This is a genomic window from Thauera sp. 27 (genome assembly GCF_000310125.2).
Taxonomy (GTDB): domain Bacteria; phylum Pseudomonadota; class Gammaproteobacteria; order Burkholderiales; family Rhodocyclaceae; genus Thauera; species Thauera mechernichensis.
In genome coordinates, this window is record NZ_AMXB01000004.1 from 83,928 (window position 1) to 103,728 (window position 19,801).

The 19,801-nt window shown below is 66.7% G+C and carries 22 protein-coding genes and 1 pseudogene; 12 read left to right on the forward strand and 11 right to left on the reverse strand.

Going from position 1 to position 19,801, the window contains the following annotated elements; translation table 11 throughout:
- Positions 1 to 25 precede the first annotated feature (25 nt).
- Together B447_RS03020 and B447_RS03025 are read left to right on the forward strand one after the other, a co-directional pair.
- Positions 26 to 619, forward strand: a complete 594-nt coding sequence (locus tag B447_RS03020) for an SIS domain-containing protein (RefSeq protein ID WP_002926969.1) — start codon at positions 26 to 28, stop codon at positions 617 to 619.
- Positions 619 to 1,293, forward strand: coding sequence for a BON domain-containing protein (locus B447_RS03025; RefSeq protein WP_002926970.1), 675 nt, complete (start codon positions 619 to 621; stop codon positions 1,291 to 1,293). Before B447_RS03020 ends, B447_RS03025 begins: the two co-directional genes overlap by 1 nt.
- Positions 1,294 to 1,297: 4 nt before the next feature.
- On the opposite strand, the gene mpl is transcribed toward B447_RS03025, so the two are convergent.
- Entirely contained in the window at positions 1,298 to 2,656 is a 1,359-nt protein-coding gene (gene mpl / locus B447_RS03030; RefSeq protein ID WP_002936315.1) for a UDP-N-acetylmuramate:L-alanyl-gamma-D-glutamyl-meso-diaminopimelate ligase, read from the reverse strand.
- An 81-nt stretch (positions 2,657 to 2,737) separates the two neighbouring features.
- Between mpl and B447_RS03035 the strand changes: the two genes are divergently transcribed.
- The 6 genes and pseudogenes from B447_RS03035 to B447_RS23025 all read left to right on the forward strand — a co-directional run.
- A complete protein-coding gene (locus B447_RS03035; protein WP_002936316.1) occupies positions 2,738 to 3,355 on the forward strand; it encodes a hypothetical protein in 618 nt (205 codons plus the stop codon).
- Complete coding sequence (locus tag B447_RS03040) at positions 3,352 to 3,903, forward strand: TlpA family protein disulfide reductase (protein ID WP_002936317.1); 552 nt, start codon at positions 3,352 to 3,354, stop codon at positions 3,901 to 3,903. The genes B447_RS03035 and B447_RS03040 overlap by 4 nt, the downstream gene beginning before the upstream one ends.
- Positions 3,904 to 4,242: 339 nt before the next feature.
- Positions 4,243 to 4,698, forward strand: coding sequence for an acetyl-CoA carboxylase biotin carboxyl carrier protein (gene accB, locus B447_RS03045; RefSeq protein WP_002926980.1), 456 nt, complete (start codon positions 4,243 to 4,245; stop codon positions 4,696 to 4,698).
- A gap of 7 nt (positions 4,699 to 4,705) precedes the next feature.
- Positions 4,706 to 6,064, forward strand: a complete 1,359-nt coding sequence (gene accC, locus B447_RS03050; RefSeq protein WP_002926983.1) for an acetyl-CoA carboxylase biotin carboxylase subunit — start codon at positions 4,706 to 4,708, stop codon at positions 6,062 to 6,064.
- A gap of 7 nt (positions 6,065 to 6,071) precedes the next feature.
- Positions 6,072 to 6,974: a 50S ribosomal protein L11 methyltransferase gene (gene prmA, locus B447_RS03055; RefSeq protein ID WP_002926986.1), complete on the forward strand. Its 903-nt coding sequence runs from the start codon at positions 6,072 to 6,074 to the stop codon at positions 6,972 to 6,974.
- Positions 6,974 to 7,033, forward strand: a pseudogene (locus B447_RS23025) (MJ0042-type zinc finger domain-containing protein); the annotation flags it as partial. The gene prmA and the pseudogene B447_RS23025, both read left to right, overlap by 1 nt.
- A 150-nt stretch (positions 7,034 to 7,183) precedes the next feature.
- Here B447_RS23025 and B447_RS22795 read toward each other — a convergent pair.
- Complete coding sequence (locus B447_RS22795) at positions 7,184 to 7,507, reverse strand: hypothetical protein (RefSeq protein ID WP_232431491.1); 324 nt, start codon at positions 7,505 to 7,507, stop codon at positions 7,184 to 7,186.
- A 231-nt stretch (positions 7,508 to 7,738) separates the two neighbouring features.
- On the opposite strand from B447_RS22795, the gene B447_RS22800 reads away from it, so the two are divergent.
- Positions 7,739 to 8,362: a DUF3426 domain-containing protein gene (locus tag B447_RS22800; RefSeq protein WP_232431487.1), complete on the forward strand. Its 624-nt coding sequence runs from the start codon at positions 7,739 to 7,741 to the stop codon at positions 8,360 to 8,362.
- 51 nt (positions 8,363 to 8,413) lie between these two features.
- Here the strand turns inward: B447_RS22800 and B447_RS03065 are convergent, their stop codons facing one another.
- The 3 genes from B447_RS03065 to B447_RS03075 form a co-directional block, all read right to left on the reverse strand.
- Positions 8,414 to 8,887, reverse strand: coding sequence for a glycine zipper 2TM domain-containing protein (locus B447_RS03065; RefSeq protein ID WP_002926991.1), 474 nt, complete (start codon positions 8,885 to 8,887; stop codon positions 8,414 to 8,416).
- Positions 8,881 to 9,816 (reverse strand): carbohydrate kinase family protein, encoded by a 936-nt coding sequence (locus tag B447_RS03070; RefSeq protein WP_002926994.1) that lies wholly within the window; start codon positions 9,814 to 9,816, stop codon positions 8,881 to 8,883. The genes B447_RS03065 and B447_RS03070 overlap by 7 nt, the downstream gene beginning before the upstream one ends.
- A gap of 148 nt (positions 9,817 to 9,964) precedes the next feature.
- Positions 9,965 to 10,384 carry an HIT family protein gene (locus B447_RS03075; protein ID WP_002936320.1) on the reverse strand — a complete coding sequence of 140 codons (420 nt, stop codon included), beginning with the start codon at positions 10,382 to 10,384 and terminating at the stop codon, positions 9,965 to 9,967.
- A gap of 111 nt (positions 10,385 to 10,495) precedes the next feature.
- On the opposite strand from B447_RS03075, the gene B447_RS03080 reads away from it, so the two are divergent.
- Together B447_RS03080 and B447_RS03085 are read left to right on the forward strand one after the other, a co-directional pair.
- Positions 10,496 to 11,263 carry a GNAT family N-acetyltransferase gene (locus B447_RS03080; protein WP_002936323.1) on the forward strand — a complete coding sequence of 256 codons (768 nt, stop codon included), beginning with the start codon at positions 10,496 to 10,498 and terminating at the stop codon, positions 11,261 to 11,263.
- Between the two features lie 89 nt (positions 11,264 to 11,352).
- Positions 11,353 to 12,147, forward strand: a complete 795-nt coding sequence (locus tag B447_RS03085) for a lysophospholipid acyltransferase family protein (protein ID WP_002936325.1) — start codon at positions 11,353 to 11,355, stop codon at positions 12,145 to 12,147.
- On the opposite strand, the gene B447_RS03090 is transcribed toward B447_RS03085, so the two are convergent.
- Both B447_RS03090 and B447_RS03095 read right to left on the reverse strand, forming a co-directional pair.
- Entirely contained in the window at positions 12,132 to 12,929 is a 798-nt protein-coding gene (locus B447_RS03090; RefSeq protein WP_002936328.1) for a symmetrical bis(5'-nucleosyl)-tetraphosphatase, read from the reverse strand. The genes B447_RS03085 and B447_RS03090 overlap by 16 nt on opposite strands.
- A gap of 21 nt (positions 12,930 to 12,950) precedes the next feature.
- Entirely contained in the window at positions 12,951 to 13,958 is a 1,008-nt protein-coding gene (locus B447_RS03095; RefSeq protein ID WP_002936329.1) for an NAD-dependent epimerase, read from the reverse strand.
- A gap of 169 nt (positions 13,959 to 14,127) precedes the next feature.
- On the opposite strand from B447_RS03095, the gene waaA reads away from it, so the two are divergent.
- Positions 14,128 to 15,432, forward strand: coding sequence for a lipid IV(A) 3-deoxy-D-manno-octulosonic acid transferase (waaA, locus tag B447_RS03100; RefSeq protein ID WP_002936330.1), 1,305 nt, complete (start codon positions 14,128 to 14,130; stop codon positions 15,430 to 15,432).
- Here waaA and B447_RS03105 read toward each other — a convergent pair.
- The 4 genes from B447_RS03105 to B447_RS22805 form a co-directional block, all read right to left on the reverse strand.
- Complete coding sequence (locus tag B447_RS03105) at positions 15,410 to 16,711, reverse strand: TolC family outer membrane protein (protein ID WP_002927009.1); 1,302 nt, start codon at positions 16,709 to 16,711, stop codon at positions 15,410 to 15,412. The genes waaA and B447_RS03105 overlap by 23 nt on opposite strands.
- A 37-nt stretch (positions 16,712 to 16,748) precedes the next feature.
- Positions 16,749 to 17,072 (reverse strand): rhodanese-like domain-containing protein, encoded by a 324-nt coding sequence (locus B447_RS03110; RefSeq protein WP_002927010.1) that lies wholly within the window; start codon positions 17,070 to 17,072, stop codon positions 16,749 to 16,751.
- A gap of 7 nt (positions 17,073 to 17,079) precedes the next feature.
- The gene (locus tag B447_RS03115; protein WP_002927011.1) at positions 17,080 to 17,733 is read right to left on the reverse strand and encodes a protein-L-isoaspartate O-methyltransferase family protein; all 654 of its coding nucleotides are present in this window, start codon (positions 17,731 to 17,733) and stop codon (positions 17,080 to 17,082) included.
- A 132-nt stretch (positions 17,734 to 17,865) separates the two neighbouring features.
- On the reverse strand, positions 17,866 to 19,725 hold the full coding sequence (locus B447_RS22805; RefSeq protein ID WP_232431477.1) for a carbonic anhydrase: 1,860 nt from the start codon (positions 19,723 to 19,725) through the stop codon (positions 17,866 to 17,868).
- Positions 19,726 to 19,801: the final 76 nt, after the last annotated feature.

Consider the following 19,801-nt stretch of genomic DNA (forward strand, 5'->3'; position numbering starts at 1 on the left):
ACGCCCTTCAGACGACACTGGCAGCATGAATCTGATCGATCGCATCTCCGCGCAGTTCGAGGACAACATGCGCACCACACTGGAGGCGCTCGAACTCCTCGCCGCACCGATCGCAGGCGCGGTAGAACTCATCACCGCCAGTCTGCTCGACAACGGCAAGGTTCTGGTGTGCGGGGGGAGCGGCTGCGCCGGAGATGCACGCCGCTTTGCAGCACAACTGGTCAACGGTTTCGAGCTCGAGCGACCGTCGCTTGCAGCCCTTGCGCTGAGTGCGGACACCTCGACGCTGGCGCCGCTCACAGGCGAACCCGACGCGGCATCGATGTTCGCACGCCAGATCCACGCCTTCGGCCACCCTGGGGACATCCTGATCACCTTGTCGACGGGTGCCGACTCGGCGCGCATCGAGCAGGCGATCCACGCCGCCCACGAGCGCGACATGCACGTGATCGCTCTCACCTCCGGAAAGCCGGGGCGGATCGCCGAGTGCCTCGGCCCCGCCGACATCCACATTTCCCCGCCTGCCGATCGCAGGGCCCGCATTCAGGAACTTCACCTGCTCACCCTGCATTGCCTGTGCGACGGCATCGACTGTCTATTACTAGGAGTGGAAGACTGATGAAGACGCCCCCCCAAGCACTCGCCCCGTCCGCGGCCTCCGCAACCGCCGATGGCCGTCGTCGCACGCTTGTGCTCGGCCTTGCCGCTGCATCCGCGCTCCCTTTGCTGCAGGGCTGCTTTCCGGTCGTCGCCACCGGGGTCGGAGCCGGCGCCGCCATGGTGTCGGATCGCCGTACGAGCGGCACCTACGTCGAGGACGAGAGCATCGAATGGAAGGTGTCGGGACGCATCCGCCAGCGCTTCGGCAACACGGTCAATGTGAATGTGACCTCGTACAACCGCAACGTGCTGCTCACCGGCCAGGCGCCGAACGCGACCGTGCTGGGCGAACTCGAAGGCATCGTGGCCGGAGTGGAGCATGTGCGCGGCGTGATCAACGAGGTCGTGGTTGGCCCGAACTCAACGCTCACCGCACGCGCCAACGACGCGCTCATCACCTCCAACGTCAAGGCCCGCTTTGTCGATGCAAAGCGCTTCTCGGCGCACCACGTCAAGGTGGTGACAGAGGCCAACGTGGTGTTCCTGCTCGGCATCGTCACCCGCACCGAGGCCGACGCCGCCGCCGAGGTGGCACGCACCAGCCAGGGCGTGCGCAAGGTGGTGCGCGTGTTCGAGTTCATCAGCGACGATGAGGCCCGCCGCCTGGACAACCCGACCGGCGCCCGGCGCTGACGCCTCAGCGCGCGCCGACGCTGCCGAGTGCGTCGAGCAGCTTCTGGTGCACACCGCCGAAGCCGCCGTTGCTCATCACCAGCACGTGGTCGCCGGCGCGCGCCATCGCCGCGACGTCGGCAACAAGCGCCTCGAGCACGTCATAGCTGCGCGCGCGCGCGCCGAGCGGCGCGAGTGCTTCGCCCGTATCCCAGCCCAGGCCATGGCCGTAGCAGAACACCGCATCGGCAGCTGTCAGGCTGCCCGCCAGCTGCGCCTTCATGACACCGAGCTTCATGGTGTTGGAACGCGGCTCGAGCACCGCGAGGATACGCCCCTCGGGCTCGCGCCGACGCAGGCCATCGATGGTGAGGGCGATCGCGGTCGGGTGATGAGCGAAGTCGTCATACACGCTCACCCCCCGCTCGCTGCCGCGCAGCTCCAGCCGGCGCCGGATGCCGCGAAAAGCGGCCAGGCTGGCGATCGCTTGCGCCGGAGTGACGCCCACGTGACGCGCCGCCGCGATCGCCGCAAGTGCATTCTCACGGTTGTGGCTGCCGGGCAGCGCCAACTCCACCCTGCCCAGTTCCGTCCCGGCCAGGCGGAACACCGCCTCGACATCCCGCCCGCCCGCGGCCGCCGACCACTGGGCGGCGTCATTGAACCACTCCAGTTCGGACCAGTTGCCACGCGCAAGAACCCGTCTCAGGCTGTCCTCGCGGGCATTGGCGATGACCCTCCCGCTGGCGGGAATCGTCCTCACCAGATGATGGAACTGTGTCTCGATCGCGGCCAGGTCGGCAAAGATGTCGGCATGGTCGAACTCGAGGTTGTTGAGGATGACGGTGCGCGGCCGGTAATGAACGAACTTGGAGCGCTTGTCGCAGAACGCGGTGTCGTATTCATCGGCCTCGATGACGAAGAATGGCGACTCGGTGAGGCGCGCCGAAACGCCGAAATTCTGCGGCACGCCGCCGACCAGGAAGCCGGGATTGAGCCCCGCATCCTCCAGCATCCAGGTCAGCAGCGATGTCGTCGTCGTCTTGCCGTGGGTACCGGCGACCGCCAACACCCAACGCCCGGCAAGCACATGCTCGGCCAGCCACTGGGGGCCGGAAACATAGGGCAGGCCACGATCGAGAATCGCCTCCAGCAGCGGATTGCCACGCGACACTGCATTGCCGATCACGAACACGTCAGGCTCGAGCTCGAGCTGGGCGGGGTCATAGCCCTCGATCAGCCCGATACCCTGCCCTTCGAGCTGGGTGCTCATCGGCGGATAGACGTTGGCGTCGCAACCGCTGACGGTATGGCCTGCCGCGCGCGCCAGCAAGGCGACCCCGCCCATGAAGGTGCCGCAGATGCCGAGAATGTGGATATGCATGAGGCAATGTGCTCCGAAGGGCCGTCATCCGTATGAAACCGGCCCGTGTACAATGACTGCGCATCTTACCCGAGCCCCGTCATGCCCTCACATGCCCACGTATCCCGCAGCGGCGGCCTGAGACGCGAAATCGCCGCGCTCGCTGCCCGCATGATGGCCGAGGACGGCATCAGCGACTTCGGCTTCGCCAAACGCAAGGCCGCCAAGCAACTCGGCGCCACCGACGCCGATGCCCTGCCCAACAACACCGAGATAGAAACCGAGCTGCGCGCCTGGCTGGCGCTGTACCAGGACGAGGAGCAACCCGAGCGCCTGCACGAGATGCGCAGCGTCGCTGTCGAGGTCATGCGCTTGCTCGCAGACTTCCGCCCCTACCTTACCGGCGGCGCACTCGATGGCACTGCGGGCCGCTACTCCGAACTCGAGATCGAGATCTTCCCGGAGAGCACCAAGGATGTGGAGATCTTCTTCCTCAATCTCGACCTGCCCTATGACCACCGCGAACCACGCCGCCCGGCGCCGCACGCCCCCGAGGCGGTGCTGAGCTTCGACTGGAACGACGTACCGGTGAAGGTCTCGGTCTATCCCTCGTCGGCAGAGCGCAACGTCCGACGCGGCCAGGAGCGCGCCCGCCTGGCGCAGGTCGAAGCGCTACTCGCCGCGGGCGAGCACACAACACAAGGAACGCCCCAGGAATGAAACGCAAGATCCAGGCCGCGCTGTTCGCGACAGTCGCCATCGCCGCCGCAGCCGGCGGCTTTCTGCTCAACCGCGAGCAATCCCAGATCGCACCTGCGGGCATGCACACGGTCAGCCAAGACACAGTGGACGCCCTGCTCGCCCTGCGCTTGCCAGACACCAACGGCGAGGAGCAGGCCATGGCGCAGTGGCAGGGCAAGGTCGTCGTTGCCAACTTCTGGGCGACCTGGTGCCCACCCTGCCGCAAGGAGATCCCCGATTTCGCAGCAGCCAGCCAGGCGCTGGCGGACGAGCCGGTGCAGTTCGTCGGCATCAGCATCGACTCGGCCGCAAAGGTGCGCGCGTTCAATGAGGAATTCCGCGTCCCCTACCCCTTGCTGATCGCCGGCAACCACGTGCTTGACCTTGCCGAAGGCTTCGGCAACGCCGCCCGCGGCCTGCCGTTCACCGTCATCCTCGACACCGAAGGAAAAGTGCGCCACATCAAGCTCGGCGTCTTGCACCGCGAGGAACTCGAGCGCAAAATCCGCGCACTCCTGCCCTCCTGAGCCCGCCTCAGGCTGCGCAGATTCCAGCCAAAAGGTGGACAACGTGCCGCCATTTACGGCAAACTTGCCGGCATGAAGCACTCAAGCCGCCGGCAAGCACGTATCGCCACGCTTCCATCCGGATCGTGGCGAGAGGGCTCTTTTGCTGCCTGCAGCACGCCCTACAGGCCTCTTCGCCCCCCACGACGACGATCTTTCTGAGCCTCGCCAGGGCGGTCCGCATCAGCGGCGCGCTCGCGCCACACCTGCGTGCCCGGCGCCATTCGTCGTCCGAACCGAACCATCAATCATCCAACCGTGCAGCGCAATATCGTGCCGCGGTCCCGTACGGAGAACATCATGGATCTGCGCAAGCTGAAGAAACTCATCGACCTCGTCCAGGAATCGGGCATCTCCGAACTCGAGGTCACCGAAGGCGAAGAGAAGGTCCGTATCGCCAAGCATGCCGCCGCAGCCCAACCTGCCGCCTACTACGCGCAGATTCCGGCGCAAGCACCCGCAGCCCCTGTCGCCGCCGCCAGCAGCGCGGCACCGGCCGCAGCCGCTGACGCCCTGCCCGAGGGCCACATCGTGAAGTCGCCAATGGTCGGTACCTTCTACCGCGCCAGCGCACCGGGCGCGAAGCCGCTGGTCGAAGTCGGCCAGAGCGTGAATGAGGGCGACCGCCTGTGCATCATCGAAGCGATGAAGCTGATGAACGAGATCGAGGCCGATGCCAGCGGCGTCGTCAAGGCCATCCTGGTCGACAACGGCGAGCCGGTCGAATACGGTCAGCCCCTGTTCGTAATCGGCTGAGCCTGCCATGTTCGAGAAGATCCTGATCGCGAACCGCGGCGAGATCGCGCTGCGCATCCTGCGCGCCTGCCGCGAGCTCGGCATCAAGACCGTCGCGGTGCATTCCGAGGCCGACACCGAGGCCAAGTACGTGCGCCTGGCCGACGAATCCGTCTGCATCGGCCCGGCCTCGTCGACGCTGAGCTACCTCAACGTGCCGGCCATCATCTCGGCCGCCGAGGTCACCGACGCCGAGGCCATCCACCCCGGCTACGGATTCCTGTCCGAGAACGCCGACTTCGGCGAGCGTGTCGAGCAATCCGGCTTCGTCTTCATCGGCCCACGCCCGGAGACCATTCGCCTGATGGGCGACAAGGTGTCGGCCAAGGACGCGATGAAAGCGGCAGGCGTACCCTGCGTGCCCGGCTCGGAAGGCGCCCTGCCCGATGACCCGAAGGAGATCGTCAAGATCGCACGCGCCATCGGCTACCCCGTCATCATCAAGGCCGCCGGCGGCGGCGGCGGGCGCGGCATGCGTGTCGTGCACACCGAAGCCGCGCTGCACAATGCGGTGACCACCACCCGTGCCGAAGCCCAGGCGGCCTTCGGCAACCCGGTGGTGTACATGGAAAAGTTCCTCGAAAACCCACGCCACGTCGAGATCCAGGTGCTGGCCGACCAACACGGCAACGCGGTTTATCTGGGCGAGCGCGACTGCTCCATGCAGCGCCGCCACCAGAAGGTGATCGAGGAGGCCCCTGCGCCCGGCATCGACCGCAAGCTGATCGCCCAGGTCGGCGAGCGCTGCGCCGAGGCCTGCCGCAAGATCGGCTACCGCGGCGCAGGCACCTTCGAGTTCCTGTTCGAGAACGGCGAGTTCTACTTCATCGAGATGAATACCCGCGTGCAGGTCGAGCACCCGGTCACCGAGCTCATCACCGGCATCGACATCGTGCAGGCCCAGATCCGCATCGCTGCCGGCGAGAAGCTGTGGTTCCGCCAGCGTGACATCGAGTTCCGCGGCCACGCGGTCGAATGCCGGATCAACGCCGAGGACCCGTTCAAGTTCACCCCCTCGCCGGGACGCATCACCAACTGGCATACGCCGGGCGGCCCGGGTGTGCGCGTGGACTCGCACGTCTACAACGGCTACATGGTGCCGCCGCACTATGACTCGATGATCGGCAAACTGATCACTTACGGTGACACACGCGACCAGGCGATCCGCCGCATGCGCATCGCGCTCTCCGAGATGATGGTCGAGGGCATCAAGACCAACATCCCGCTGCACCAGACGCTGATGCTCGACCCGCGCTTCATCGAGGGCGGCACCAGCATCCACTATCTCGAGCACAAGCTCGCCGACCGCAGCGAAGTCAAGGAGTAAGGCGGCAATGTGGATCTCCGTCACCCTGCAGGCCGACGCCGACAAGGCAGAGGCCCTGTCCGACGCCCTGATGGAGGCCGGCGCGCTGTCGGTCTCGATCGAGGATGCGGACGCCGGCACCGAGGCGGAGAAGCCGCAATTCGGCGAACCCGGGCACCTGCCCACCGGACTGTGGGACCACAGCCGGGTGATCGCGCTGTTCGATGGCGACACCGCCGGCGACGCGCTCGCCGCCATGCTGGCAGAAGCCGCGCAAGCTGCCGGCCTGGGTGCAGTTCCGCCATTCACGACCGAGAAGATTGCGGAGCAGAACTGGGTGCAGCTCACGCAGAGTCAGTTCGACCCCATCCGCATCACCGACCGGCTGTGGATCGTGCCGTCCTGGCATGCGGCACCAGACGCGAACGCGATCAACATCGAGCTCGATCCCGGCATGGCCTTCGGCACCGGCTCGCACCCGACTACCCGGCTGTGCCTGCAGTGGCTGTGCGATGCGGTCACCCCAGGCTGCAGCATGCTCGACTACGGCTGCGGCTCCGGCATCCTCGGCATTGCTGCTGCCAAGCTCGGCGCAGGGGACGTCATCGGCGTCGACATCGACGCCAAAGCCGTGGAAGCAGCGCAGGACAATGCCGCCCGCAATGCCGTTGACATGCGGCTGCAGCACTCCGCGGTACCGCTCGATGAACACTTCGATCTCGTCGTCGCCAACATCCTCACCAACCCATTGTGCGTGCTGGCCCCGGCAATCGCGGCTCGCGTCGCCGCGGGCGGGCGGGTCGCCCTCTCGGGCGTTCTCGAGACCCAGGCCGAGCAGGTGATCGAAGCCTGGGCGCCCTTCATCACACTGCACGTAGGCGGCAGCCTGGATGGCTGGATACGCCTGGAAGGACAGCGCCCCAGGCCATGATGCTCACGCGCTGCCCCGCCTGCCAGACGGTGTTCCGGCTGCGGCCGGAGCAGTTGCACGCCAGGCGTGGAGAGGTCCGCTGCGGCCATTGCTTTCACCCCTTCAACGCGCCTGAGCACGCAATCGAGGCACCGCCTGCCGGCGCGACTCACGATCACGCCCACGGCACCGACTCGACGGCAGCCCCCGCGTCCCGCCAGGACGGCGCCCTACAGGCACGAGAAGGTACCGAGCGGACCGGGGAGGCATTCTTCGCCCTCGGCGGCAGGCGGACGGAAGAACCTTCCGCAGGTATCGGGCTCGACTTCGAGATTCCCGATTTCCATTTGCCGGACCCGCCCGATGCCCCCACGCAGCCCCCCGCCCGACCGCCTGCCGACAGCAAGACGGATCCGGTAGAGGCGCCACTCGCCTTCGATCCGGTTTTCAATCCGGTTTTCGATCCGGTTTTCGATCCGGTTTTCGATCCGGCTTTCGATCCGGCTTTCGATCCGGCTTTCGACACTGCACCCGCGCCGGTACAGCAGCGACACGACCCGCTGCCTCCTGTGTGGCCGGCAGCGGACGTGTCGACCACCAGCCAGGCGAGCCCCCTCGGGCACGACAGCCAGGACGAAAGACGCACCGCACCCACGCCAATGCCCGGGGTATTGCGCAGCGGCAGGCGCGGAACCGAAGCGCTTCATGAAGCGGGCATCGATGCAGCGCCGGGAGATCAGCTCGCCGCTGCGCCCTTTGCGCATGACGAAGCATTCGAGCGCGCCATGGATCGCACCCTTGCGAGGGCGGAACCACGCCTCGCAGCGGACGCTGCAGCGCAACGTGCTCTGCCGATCGACGAAGGCCTGCATTCGGACGACGACATCCGCCGCCTGGACGCAACGTATGGCAAGCCCAGGCACACACCCCACCCGGCCGCACGCGCGGCCGCGACGCTCGCCTTCACCGTGCTGCTCTTCCTGCTGGGCGCACAGCTGACCTATCTGTACCGCGTTGAAATCGCCCGCGACCTACCAGGCCTGCGCACAGTCCTGAGTGCAGCCTGCGCCCATGCCGGCTGCACCGTCCCCTACCCGCGCGATGCCGACCGCATCGCGATCGACTCTTCGGACCTGCAGTCCGAACCCGGACGCCCGGGCCACTACCTTTTGCATGCGACGCTCAACAACCGCGCCGACTACCCTCAGCAGTGGCCCCATCTCGAGCTGACGCTGACCGACGCTGGCGACAACCCGATCTCGCGCCGGGTCCTGGCCCCTTCCGACTGGCTACCCGCCGGACAGGTGGCGCCGGCCTTTCCAGCACGCAACGTGGTCGGCCTGCGTATTCCGTTCGCGGCGCCGGGGCTAGCGCCGACCGGCTACCGCATCTACGCGTTCTTCCCCTGAAGCGCCGAGGGGCTGCATTGCAGCGCCGCCCTCGTCAGGGACGAGCCGCAGTCAGCGCGTCACGCGCGTCGTCCCGCCGTCGCGCAGCACCCGCACACGCTCACCCGGCCGCAAACGCTCACCCTCATCGGCCTGCACGACAGCAAGGAACTGTCCGTTGTCCAGCCGCACGGTAACCTCCACGCCGGGAGTCCGCGTCATCCCCTCCTCCAGGGCGGAGCCAGCCACCCCACCCGCCACCGCGCCAATCACGGTGGCCACAGCCTGGCCGCGGCCACCGCCTATCGTACTGCCGGCAATACCCCCCACCGCAGCCCCGGCAACGGTACCAACCGGCGACTTCGTACCCTCCAGTTGAACACCGCGCACCGACTCGACCGTGCCGAACTGCACCGTCATCGCCCGCCGCGCCTCGGTACGCGAATAGGTACCGCCACCGAGCCCTTGAGCGCATCCGCCCAGCACCAGTACCGCAACGATCGCGCCTGCCGCAGCACGCAACTTCAATCCCTTGTGATTCACCATAGCTCCTCCCCAAATGCCGCTGCAAAGCGGGCGGCAATGTCGGCGCGCGTCGGCTGGTGGTTCTGCCCTCCACGATGAGCAATCTTGATTGCACCCATGACGGCAGCCAGGCGCGCGCTTTTCAATACGTCCCAGTCGTTTACCAGACCGTGCAACAGGCCCGCCCGGTAGGCGTCACCGCAGCCCGTCGGGTCAATGACCGCCGTGGCCGGCACCGCCGGCACATGGATCAACTCGCCGCGCCAGTGGATGCGCGAACCCTCCGCACCCAGTGTGACAACCAGCGCCTCGACCTCGCGCGCCAACGCCTCTTCGCTGCGCCCGGTCTTGTCGCACATCAGGCGGGCCTCGTAGTCATTGACCGTGCAGTAGCGCGCCTGTTGCAGGCAATTCAGTAACGCTTCGCTACCGAGAATCGGCAGCGCCTGACCCGGATCGAAGACGAACGGCACGCCCGCCTCGGCGAAACCGGCTGCATGGCGCAGCATGCCATCGGCACCATCCGGCGACACGATACCCAGACGCACGCCCTGCGCCTCGCGAACGTCGTTGAGATGAGAGTGGAACATCGCTCCCGGATGGAACGCGGTGATCTGATTGTCGTCAAGATCGGTGGTGATGAAGGCCTGCGCGGTGAACGTCCCCGGCACCTCACGTACGTGATCCTCACGCAGCCCCAGCGCCCGCATGCGTGCCCGATAAGGCCCGGCATCCTCGCCGACCGTCGCCATGATCAGCGGATCGCTGCCCAGCAGCTTGAGGCTGTAGGCGATGTTGCCCGCGCATCCCCCAAACTCGCGGCGCATGTCGGGTACCAGGAAGGACACGTTCAGGATGTGGATCTGGTCGGGGAGGATGTGGTGCTTGAAGCGATCGGGGAACACCATGATCGAGTCGTAAGCGACCGATCCGCAGACGAGAATGGACATTTTTGGGGGACCAGGATGGGAAAACCGCGATTATCCCAAAATGGCTGCACTGGCGCCGCGCCTGCATGGGACGATGTGCGCCGCGAGTTGCCGACTGCCGGCAATCACCCCTGCATCGCCAAGCCCCGCGCACATCTCCAGGCCGACATCAAGCGTCGGCGAGCACAGCACGCAGGCGGATCGCCATTTCCTCCAGCGCTTCGCGCGGCGGGTTCTTGGCCGGCCAGGCGAGCGCCATGCCGTCGCCCTCCCAGCGTGGCAGCACATGGATGTGGAAATGAAATACCGTCTGGGCGCCGGCCGGCTCGTTCGCCTGCAGCAAGGTCACGCCTTCACAGCCGAAAGCCTTCTTGACCGCACGCGCCATGCGCGCTGCGGTGCGCATGGCAGCGCCGGCCAGCTCGTCCTCGAGCGCGTACACGTTTGCCCGATGCGGCTTCACCAGCACCAACATGTGCCCAGGATTGACCGACTGGATATCCATGATGACCAGGGTATTCTCATCCTCGTACACCCTCGAGGCAGGCAGCTCGCCGCTGACGATGCGGCAGAACACGCAGTTCTCCATGCTTTCAGTTCTCCATGCTGGTTTGTCGTCACCGCATCGTAATCAGGGCGTCACTGCATCGCAACGCAGGCTCTCGAGAATGCGTCCATCAGAACAGGACGGAAGCCTGCCATGCTCCAGCACATCAAGCCCCGCCAGGACGCGAATGCGCGCAAGTCGCGCAACCTTCACGTTGGTCTCGCCACCTGCGAAACGGAGATCCTCGAAGCGCAGAAGCTGCGCTACCGCGTGTTCGCGGACGAGATGGGCGCACGACTCAACCCGCGCAGCCCGGGCGTGGATCGCGACATCTACGACCCGTTCTGCGAGCACCTGATCGTACGCGATGAGGATGCCGGGCGCATCGTCGGCACCTATCGCATCCTGTCTCCGGCCGCAGCGCGCAAGGTTGGCGGCTACTACTCGGAGAACGAGTTCGACCTCACCCGCCTGCAGCACCTGCGCGGCAACCTGGTCGAGATCGGGCGCTCTTGCATCGACGCCGATTACCGCAGTGGCGCGGTCATCGCCCTGCTGTGGTCCGGGCTCGCGCGCTACATGCAGGAAGGCGGCTACGGCTACCTGATCGGCTGCGCCTCGGTCAGCATGGCCGACGGCGGCCATGCTGCGGCCAGCTTGTATAATCAGCTCCGCGACAAGCATCTCGCGCCGCTCGAATACCACGTGTTCCCGCGCTGCGCGCTGCCGCTCGACGCCCTGCGCCACGACCTGCCGGCAGAGGCACCGCCGCTGGTCAAGGGCTACTTGCGCGCCGGGGCGTGGATCTGCGGCGAGCCGGCCTGGGATCCCGACTTCAACACCGCAGACCTGCCGATCCTGATGCCGATGGGCAAGGTCGATGGCCGCTACGCAAAGCACTTCCTGGGACGCAAAGACTGAACACGCCCGCGACACCACCCGAGATCGAGCAGGCCGCAACCGAGGCTCGCGACGCCATTGCAGCACAGGCAGCGACCGTCCGGCCTGCCGTGGCATCGCCCACGCTGCGCGCCTGGCGCGCGCTGCGCCTGGGCCTCCACCTGCTGCTCGGCCTGCTGACGATCGCGCTGGTATTCCCGTTCTGCGGGCGCACTAGCCACCAGCGTCTGCGCCAGCGCTGGTCCTGCGGCCTGCTGCGCACGCTCGGGATTCGGCTCGAGCACGAGGGTGAGGCGGTGGCGCCGGGCTGCATGCTGGTCGCCAACCACATCTCCTGGGTGGATATCTTCGTCATCAACGCGCTCGCTCCTGCCGCCTTCGTCTCGAAGGCCGAAGTGCGTCAGTGGCCGGCAATCGGCTGGCTGGCCGCACGCAACGACACCATCTTCCTGCGCCGCGGCAGCCGCGGCCACGCCCGCATCATCAACATGGAAACGGCTGCCCTGCTCGAGACCGGCTGCAACGTGGCGATCTTTCCTGAGGGGACGACAACCGACGGCTCGCAGGTGCTGCACTTTCACGGCGCACTGCTGCAACCGGCGATCGCGTGCAAGCACCCCGTGCAGACCCTCGCCTTGCGCTACCAGACGGCAGACGGCCGCTACACGCGCGCACCGGCCTATGACGGCGACCTTAGCCTGGGCCAGTGCGTGCGCAACATCATCTCCACACCGGTCATCGTCGCCCGGGTCTGCGTCGCCGCACCGCTACCGACCGGTGACGGCACGGACCGCAGAGAACTGGCGCGTCTTGCACGCTCCCTGATCGTTGCCGCCCTCGAACTGCCAGCCGACGCGGAGCAGCCAAGGGCAGCCCCCGCGTCCGGCACTCAGCCCGGGACCTGAAACACGGCGTCATCCTCGATGCGCAGTGCAGTAAGTTTGCCGCCCCACACACACCCCGAATCGAGCGCGATGAGCCCAGGCTCGCGATAGAAGCCGAGTGCGGACCAGTGGCCACAGACGATCGTGTGCGTGCGGCTGAAGCGGTCGGGCACCCGGAACCAGGGCATCATCCCCGCCGGCGCCTTGTGCGGCGCCCCCTTCGCGCTGAGGTCCATACGCCCGTCCGCCGAACAGAAGCGCAACCGCGTCAGTGCATTGACGATCACACGCAGGCGATCCCAACCCTTGAGCTTGTCCGACCAGCGCTCCGGACGGTTACCCGCGAGCTGAAGCAGGAAATCCCTGGCCTTCGGCCCGGCAAGCGTGTCGCTGACTTCCTGGGCAAGCGCACGCGCGCGCGTCACAGTCCATCCGGGCAGCAGCCCGGCGTGAACCAGCACGTGATCACCCGCCACATGCATCAGAGGCCGCCGCGCCAGCCAATGCAAAAGCTCATCGCGGTCAGGCGCTTCGAGCACCTGGTACAAGGTGTCATCGCCCAGGCGGCGCTTGAGGCCGGCTGCGATCATCAGCAGGTAGAGATCATGGTTGCCGAGCACAACCACCGCAGCATCACCGAGGTCGCGTAGCGCGCGTAACACGCGCAGTGACTCCGGGCCGCGGTTGACCAGGTCGCCCACGATCCACAAGCGATCGCACGCCGGGTCGAAATGCACCAGGTCCAGCATGCGCGCAAACGGGGTATGGCAGCCCTGGATGTCTCCAATCGCGTAGGTGGCCATCGTTGCGGGTGCTGCGCGGGATCAGACCCGGTAGTAGTCGCGGTACCAGGCGACGAAGCGCGCAACCCCGTCCTTGACGCTGGTCGCAGGCGCGAAGCCGGTCCAGGCGTTGAGCGCTGCCGTGTCGGCGTACGTGGCCGGCACGTCGCCATCCTGAAGCGGCATGAAGTTCTTCTGCGCCGTCATGCCAAGCGCGCCCTCGATCGCCGAAACGAACTCCATCAATTCGACCGGGTCATGGTTGCCGATATTGAAGACGCGGTAGGGCACGTTGCTCGTGCCCGGATCGGGCTGGTCGGCGTCGAAGGCGGGATCCGGCGCGGCAACGCGGTCGAGGGTGCGGAGCACGCCCTCGACGATGTCGTCCACATAGGTGAAGTCGCGCTTCATGCGCCCATGATTGAAGACGTCGATCGGCCGCCCCTCGAGGATGGCCTTTGTGAACAGGAACAAGGCCATGTCAGGCCGGCCCCAGGGGCCATAGACGGTGAAGAAGCGCAGGCCGGTGGTCGGCAGCCCATACAAGTGACTGTATGTGTGCGCCATCAGCTCGTTGGCCTTCTTGGTCGCCGCGTAGATGCTGACCGGGTGATCGACACTGTCGCGCTCGGCGAACGGCATCTTGGTGTTGCCGCCATAGACGCTGGAGCTCGAGGCATACACCAGGTGCTTGACGCGCGCATGGCGGCAACCCTCGAGGATGTTCATGAAGCCGACGAGATTGCTATCGACGTAGGCATGCGGGTTCTGCAGCGAGTAGCGCACGCCGGCCTGGGCCGCGAGATGGATCACACGATCGAAGCCCTCCTCAGCGAACAGGCGCTCCATGCCCGCACGATCGGCCACGTCCAGCTTCACGAAGCGGAACTGCGGATGCGGCGCAAGCCGGGCGAGTCGCGCCTCCTTGAGCGAGGGGTCATAGTAGTCGTTGAGGTTGTCCAGTCCGACCACCTGGTCACCGCGAGCGAGCAGGCGCTCGGTCGTGTGCATGCCGATGAAACCGGCGGCACCAGTTACGAGAATCTTCATTGGGAGTGCATGAGCGAGGAGTGGGATCAGGGGCGGATTATCGCATGTAGATCCGTGCGCACGTGTGACAGAGGTCTTGCAGCGGCAGTGACGCCGCACGCATGCCGATGCACGGACCTCGACCACCATCCTTGCTTATACTTGCGCAGTCGCCTTCAGTCCGTGATCGATGCTGACCCGCCTGCCTTACACCCTGCTCTGGCTCCTCGCACTGCCCTTCGTACTGCTCAGGCTGTTGTGGCGGGCACGCCGCCAGCCCGGCTACATCCGCCACCTCGGCGAGCGCTTCGCGAGCTACCGCGTACGCGCGCCCGGCCCGGTGATCTGGGTGCACGCCGTCTCGGTGGGCGAAACGCGCGCGGCCGAACCACTGGTGCGTGCCCTGCTCGAAGCCTGGCCCGAGCACAGCGTCGTGATCACGCACATGACACCCACCGGCCGCGAGACCTCCAGGGCCTTGTTCGGCAGCAACGCCCGCGTGCTGCGCGCCTACCTGCCCTATGACCTGGGCTGCCTTGCAGAACGATTCCTGCGTCACTTCCGCCCGAGCTTCGGCGTAATCATGGAAACCGAGCTGTGGCCGAATCTGCTCGCCGCCTGCCGCCACAACCGCGTTGCCGTGATGCTCGCCAACGCTCGCCTGTCGGAACGCTCGGCGCGGCGCTACGCGCGCGCGCCAGTGCTGACTGGCCTGACCATGAAGGCTCTCGACGTGATCGGCGCGCAAACGGCCGCCGACGCTGCGCGCCTGCAGCAGCTCGGCGCAGCGCGTGTCAGCGTCACTGGCAACATCAAGTTCGACGTCACACCCACCGCGGCGGCACTGGCGCTCGCGACCCAGCTGCGGGAACGCGCAGGCGAGCGCCCGGTCGTGCTCGCCGCAAGCACCCGCGAAGGCGAGGAAGCGCTGCTGATCGACGCCTTCGTCCGCCTGGCACCGGAAAAAGCCTTGCTGCTACTCGTACCCCGCCACCCACAGCGCTTCGACGAGGTCGCCCGCCTCGTCGCCGGCCGCGGCGTAAAACTGCAGCGACGCAGCGCCGAGGAGGCGATCGAAGCGGACACGCGGATCCTGCTCGGGGACTCGATGGGCGAGATGTTCGCCTACTACGCCGCAGCCGACGTGGCGCTGATCGGCGGCAGCTGGCTGCCGCTGGGCGGCCAGAACCTGATCGAAGCCTGCGCCGTGGGCACGCCGGTGGTCGTCGGCCCGCATACCTTCAACTTCATGCAGGTGGCCGAAGAGGCTGTGCGCACCGGCGCAGCGCGCCGGGCCAAGGACGCCGCGGACGGCATCGCCGCCGCACTGGCCGTGCTGGGCGATGAGGACATGCGCGCGCAGATGGCTGCGGCCGGACGCGCCTTCGCCACGCAGCACCAAGGGGCGACGCGACGCACCATCGAGCTGCTACGCGGACTGCAGGTGCAGTCGCCCGCTCCGCGCCCGGGACTCAGGGCGCCAGCAGCGCGTTGATCGCCTGCACATCGTCCTCGCCGAGCGTTCCAGCGGCCGCCTTCAGGCGCAGTTGAGCGAGCAGGGTGTCATAGCGCGCGCGCGACAGCTGTTGCAGGGTGTCGGCAAGCTGAGTCTGCGCATTGAGCACATCGATGTTGATGCGCACGCCAACCTCGTAGCCAAGCTTGTTGGCCTCGAGCGCCGAAGTGGACGAAACCCGCGCCGCCTCCAGCGCCCGCACCTGCGCCATGCCGCTGGTCACGCCGAGCCAGGCCTGACGCGCCGCGAGCGCAGCGCTGCGGCGCGCATCATCGAGTTCGGCATCGGCCTTCACTCGCAGCGCGGCTGCTTCGCGCGTTACCGAAGACACCCTACCCCCGGCGTAGAGCGGCATGTTCAGCTGCACGCCGATGGCACTCGCCTCGGCACGGTCGGTCGAGGGCTGCGGACGATGATTCACGCCATGCGAGGCAACCACATCGATGGTCGGAAGGTGGCCGGCACGCTGACGCTCGACTTCGCGCACGGCGATCTCGCGTGCCAACTGCCTCGCCTGCACGCCAAAGCTGCCGGATTCAGCGGCAGCCACCCAGTCGGCGATGTTGTCGGGCTGCGGACGCTGGAGCGCCACCCCCTCGCGCAAGCCGGAAAGCCCCCCCGGCTCCTTGCCAATGATCTGCGCCAGCGTCTGGCGCGCGACCTCGAGCTGGTTTGCAGCAGCGATCTCCTGTGCCGAGGCAAGATCGAAGCGCGACTGCGCCTCGTGCACGTCGGTGATGGTGACCGTGCCAACTTCGAAGCTCGTTCGCGCCAGTTCAAGCTGCTCGGCTGCAGCGGCGCGCAACTGGTCCACGGCTGCGAGCGCATCCTGGGCAATCAGCACATTGAAATAGGCTTCCGCGACCCGCAGCACGAGATCCTGGCGGGCGATGCCGAACTGGGTTTCGGACAGCGCAGTCTGCAGTTCGCCCTGCTTGTACTGTACCCAGTTTTGCCAGCGGAACAGCGGCTGGGTGAGCTGCACGCCGTAGCCATTGCTGTTGTAGCTGCGCTCAAGACTGCCACTGGTAGAGCGCAGTTCGGAATCGTTCCAGGTCGTGTTGGCCGACAGGCCGATCTGCGGCAGCAAGCCAGCACGGCCCTGAACGACACGCTCCCGGCCGGCCTCGAGCTCGGCACGTGCAGCGGCAAGGCGCGCATCGTTGGCCAGCGCATCCTGATAAGCCTGCATCAGATCCGCTGCCATTGCACCGGCCGAGAACAAGCCTGCGATGCACACCGCCAACAGTCGCTTCATCCGAACCTCCGCTCCTTGCCTCATCCAGGGCGTGGCATCAGTACTGCGGCATGCGCGGGTCGACCTGCGCTGCCCAGCCAGCCACGCCACCTGCCAGGTTGATCACATTACTGAAGCCCTGGCGCTGCAGAAAGACGCATACCTGGGCACTGCGCCCGCCATGGTGGCAGACAACGATGGTCTCGCGGTCGCGGTCGAGTTCGCCGACGCGCGCGGGGACACTTGCCATCGGCATCAGCACCGAGCCGTCGATGTGACAGATCTCGAACTCCCAAGGCTCGCGCACGTCGAGCAGCAGCGGCAGTCCCTGCTCTGATTCCGCGAGGCGCTCGGCAAGCTGCACTGGAGTGATCTGGTGCATGGCGGGCTCAGAAACTGAAAGTCTCGCCGCGCGCGGCGTTGCTGATCATGGGCACGACGGTCTCGAAGATGTCCTCGGTACGGAAACGCCCCTCGGCTTCGCAGGTGACCAGCCGCGCCTTCATGACCGGCGCCTCGCCAACGAACGCGAACAGACGGCCGCCGACCTTGAGTTGCTCGAGCAGCGCCTGAGGTACGAACGGCAGCCCACCGGAGACCACGATGACATCGTAGGGCGCGCGCTCGGGCCAGCCCGCGACACCGTCGCCCTGGATGACGACCACGTTGTCGACACCATTGCGCTCGAGGTTCGCGCCAGCGAGCCTGACCAGCTCCGGCTCGATCTCGATCGTGCGCACCCAGTCGCAGCGCGCCGCGAGCAGGGCGGCAAAATAGCCCGAGCCGGTGCCGATCTCGAGCACCGAATCACCCTTGGCAACGCGCAGCGCCTGCAACACCTTGCCCTCGATGACAGGCTTGAGCATCACTTGGCCGCAGCCAATGGGAATCTCGACATCGGCGAACGCCAGTTCGCGATGCGCCTTGGGCACGAACTCCTCGCGCTTGACGGTCATCAGGAGGTCGAGCACATCCTGATCCAGCACCTCCCAGGGGCGGATCTGCTGCTCGACCATGTTGAAGCGCGCTTTCTCGAAGTTCATCGGGGACTCCATGCAATATATTAGCACACGCTAATGGATAGCGTTATCCGGAAGGCCAAAACCTTGGCATTCTAGCGCAGATGCTGCAGCGCGATCCGCTGCATGTCACCAAGGCACATCCGAACGGAGCAATCAGCGTGACTCGAGCAGCAGACGACCGTTGTGCGGCTGGATGGGCCGGCCGTTGCGGGGATAGAGGCGCGCGAAGACCGCGAGTTGGTCATGGGAGATCGGCACCGGCTGCTTCATCACCACCCAAAGTACGTCTTCGGTGCAGGGAGGCGCAGGGAGTGAGCCGATGTAGAGGAAATGCCCCGGATTCGACGGCACCATCGAAGGCAGATCGAGCACGGCGTCAGGCGCGAACGCCCGTCCGCGATCCAGCGGCAGATTGTTGAAAATAGTCTGCAACACCTCGTTGGGCGTATCCCCAGCCTCGAGCAACAAGGACAGAATCGCAACCTGCCCGTCTTCGCTGCGGTGCTCCAGATACATGGCCATGTCGTGCGCCATGCCGCCGATGCGATCCTGCGAGGGACGATGCAGCGTGAAGCGCTCGAGCGCGTAGCGGGTGCCGCGCACCACGATGCTCAGGCCCTCGCCCACATCCACCTGAAGGGTGTTTCCGGTATCGCGGATGCGAAATCCGCTGCGGCGGTAATCGAACTCGACAGGCGCCAGATCCACAGCGATGCCGTCGCGCAGGTCGATCGGCGACTGACGCCGCCCCTCTGCGCACAGGCGCCACTCCGGCCGCAACGCGGCCCAATGCTCGGGGCCAGTCTCACCCGCGTAACTCCAGCTGGGCTCGAGCGCCGGCCGTGTCACACGGACGCCACCACGCTCGCCGACGGACTGCTCAGCGGCACGCGCGATACGGGCGCGCTCCGCTGCGCCGCCGTCGGCGGGCAATCGCGGCCTGACCGGCTCGGTGCGCACTGGCGTGCGCGGTTCGGGCGGACGGGTGACTGGCCGCTGGGGCGTAGCCGCGGATGAACGGGGAGCGGGCTGCGCGACGGCTGCAGCGGACGCCGGCCGTGAAGCGGTAGCCTCGCTCCGCGGAGCAGGCGCCGATACAGGCGCCGAAGCGGGCGTCGGAGAGGGCGTCGGAGAGGGCGTCGGAGAGGGCGTCGGAGAGGGCGTCGACACCTGCGCGGCCGCCCCCTGTGACGGGCCAATGCGGGGCAGTGCCGGCAAAATGGAGGGCTGCGCCTCCTGCGTGGCAGGGGACGCGTCCCCAGTGCGAATGGTGCCTGAGGCGAATTTCGCGGGGATGCGAACCACGGGCTCGGGAAGTGAAGGAGCAGGCTCCGCAGCCACGGCAACCGGCGCCGGAGCGGGCGGCGCCGAAGCAGCGGGCGGCATCGGCGCCGCGGCAGGCGTCACCGGCGGCGCTGGCTGCACCGGCGGCACGGATGGCCCCGGGGCCGATACCGGAGGCTGCACGGTAGCCGGCGCCACTGCAATGGCGGCAGGCGCGGCCGGCGGCACTGCAGCGGCAGGCCGGGCAGGCGGCGGCGCAGGAGCGGCATTGGCAACTGGCGCGGCAGCCGGTGCAGCAAGCCGAGCCGCCTCGTTGGCGAGCTTGAGCAACTCTGCGGCACTGGGCGGATCGCATACCTCCCGCCACATGCGCTCGTCCACGGAATTAGGCGTAACCATGACCGACGCCCCATCCACAGCCTCCTCGCGGAGGATATTGTCCGCGGCATCGACGTAGACGCGCTTGATCGTGGTAAAGCTGCGGTTTCGGCAATCGTAGCGGTTGAGCGCCTTGATCATCGCGTAGCCTGCGCTGCGTGCCTCGTCCGTCGTCAGCACGACACGTCCCCAAGAGATCTTCGTGCCCGCATCCGAAGACAGGATGCTGTCGCGGTCGATCTCGATGCGGCGATTACGGTCGCTCAACACGAGCTGCCAGTCAGCCGCAAGCACGGCGTGCATGGGCTGGGCGAGTAAGCAGGCGGCGAGCAGGAGTCGGATGGGCTTCATGGGCACTGAGCAAATTCGGCTGGCACGATGCTAAACGACCATTTCGGCGATATCTTGAGCACCTTGCCACATGCTG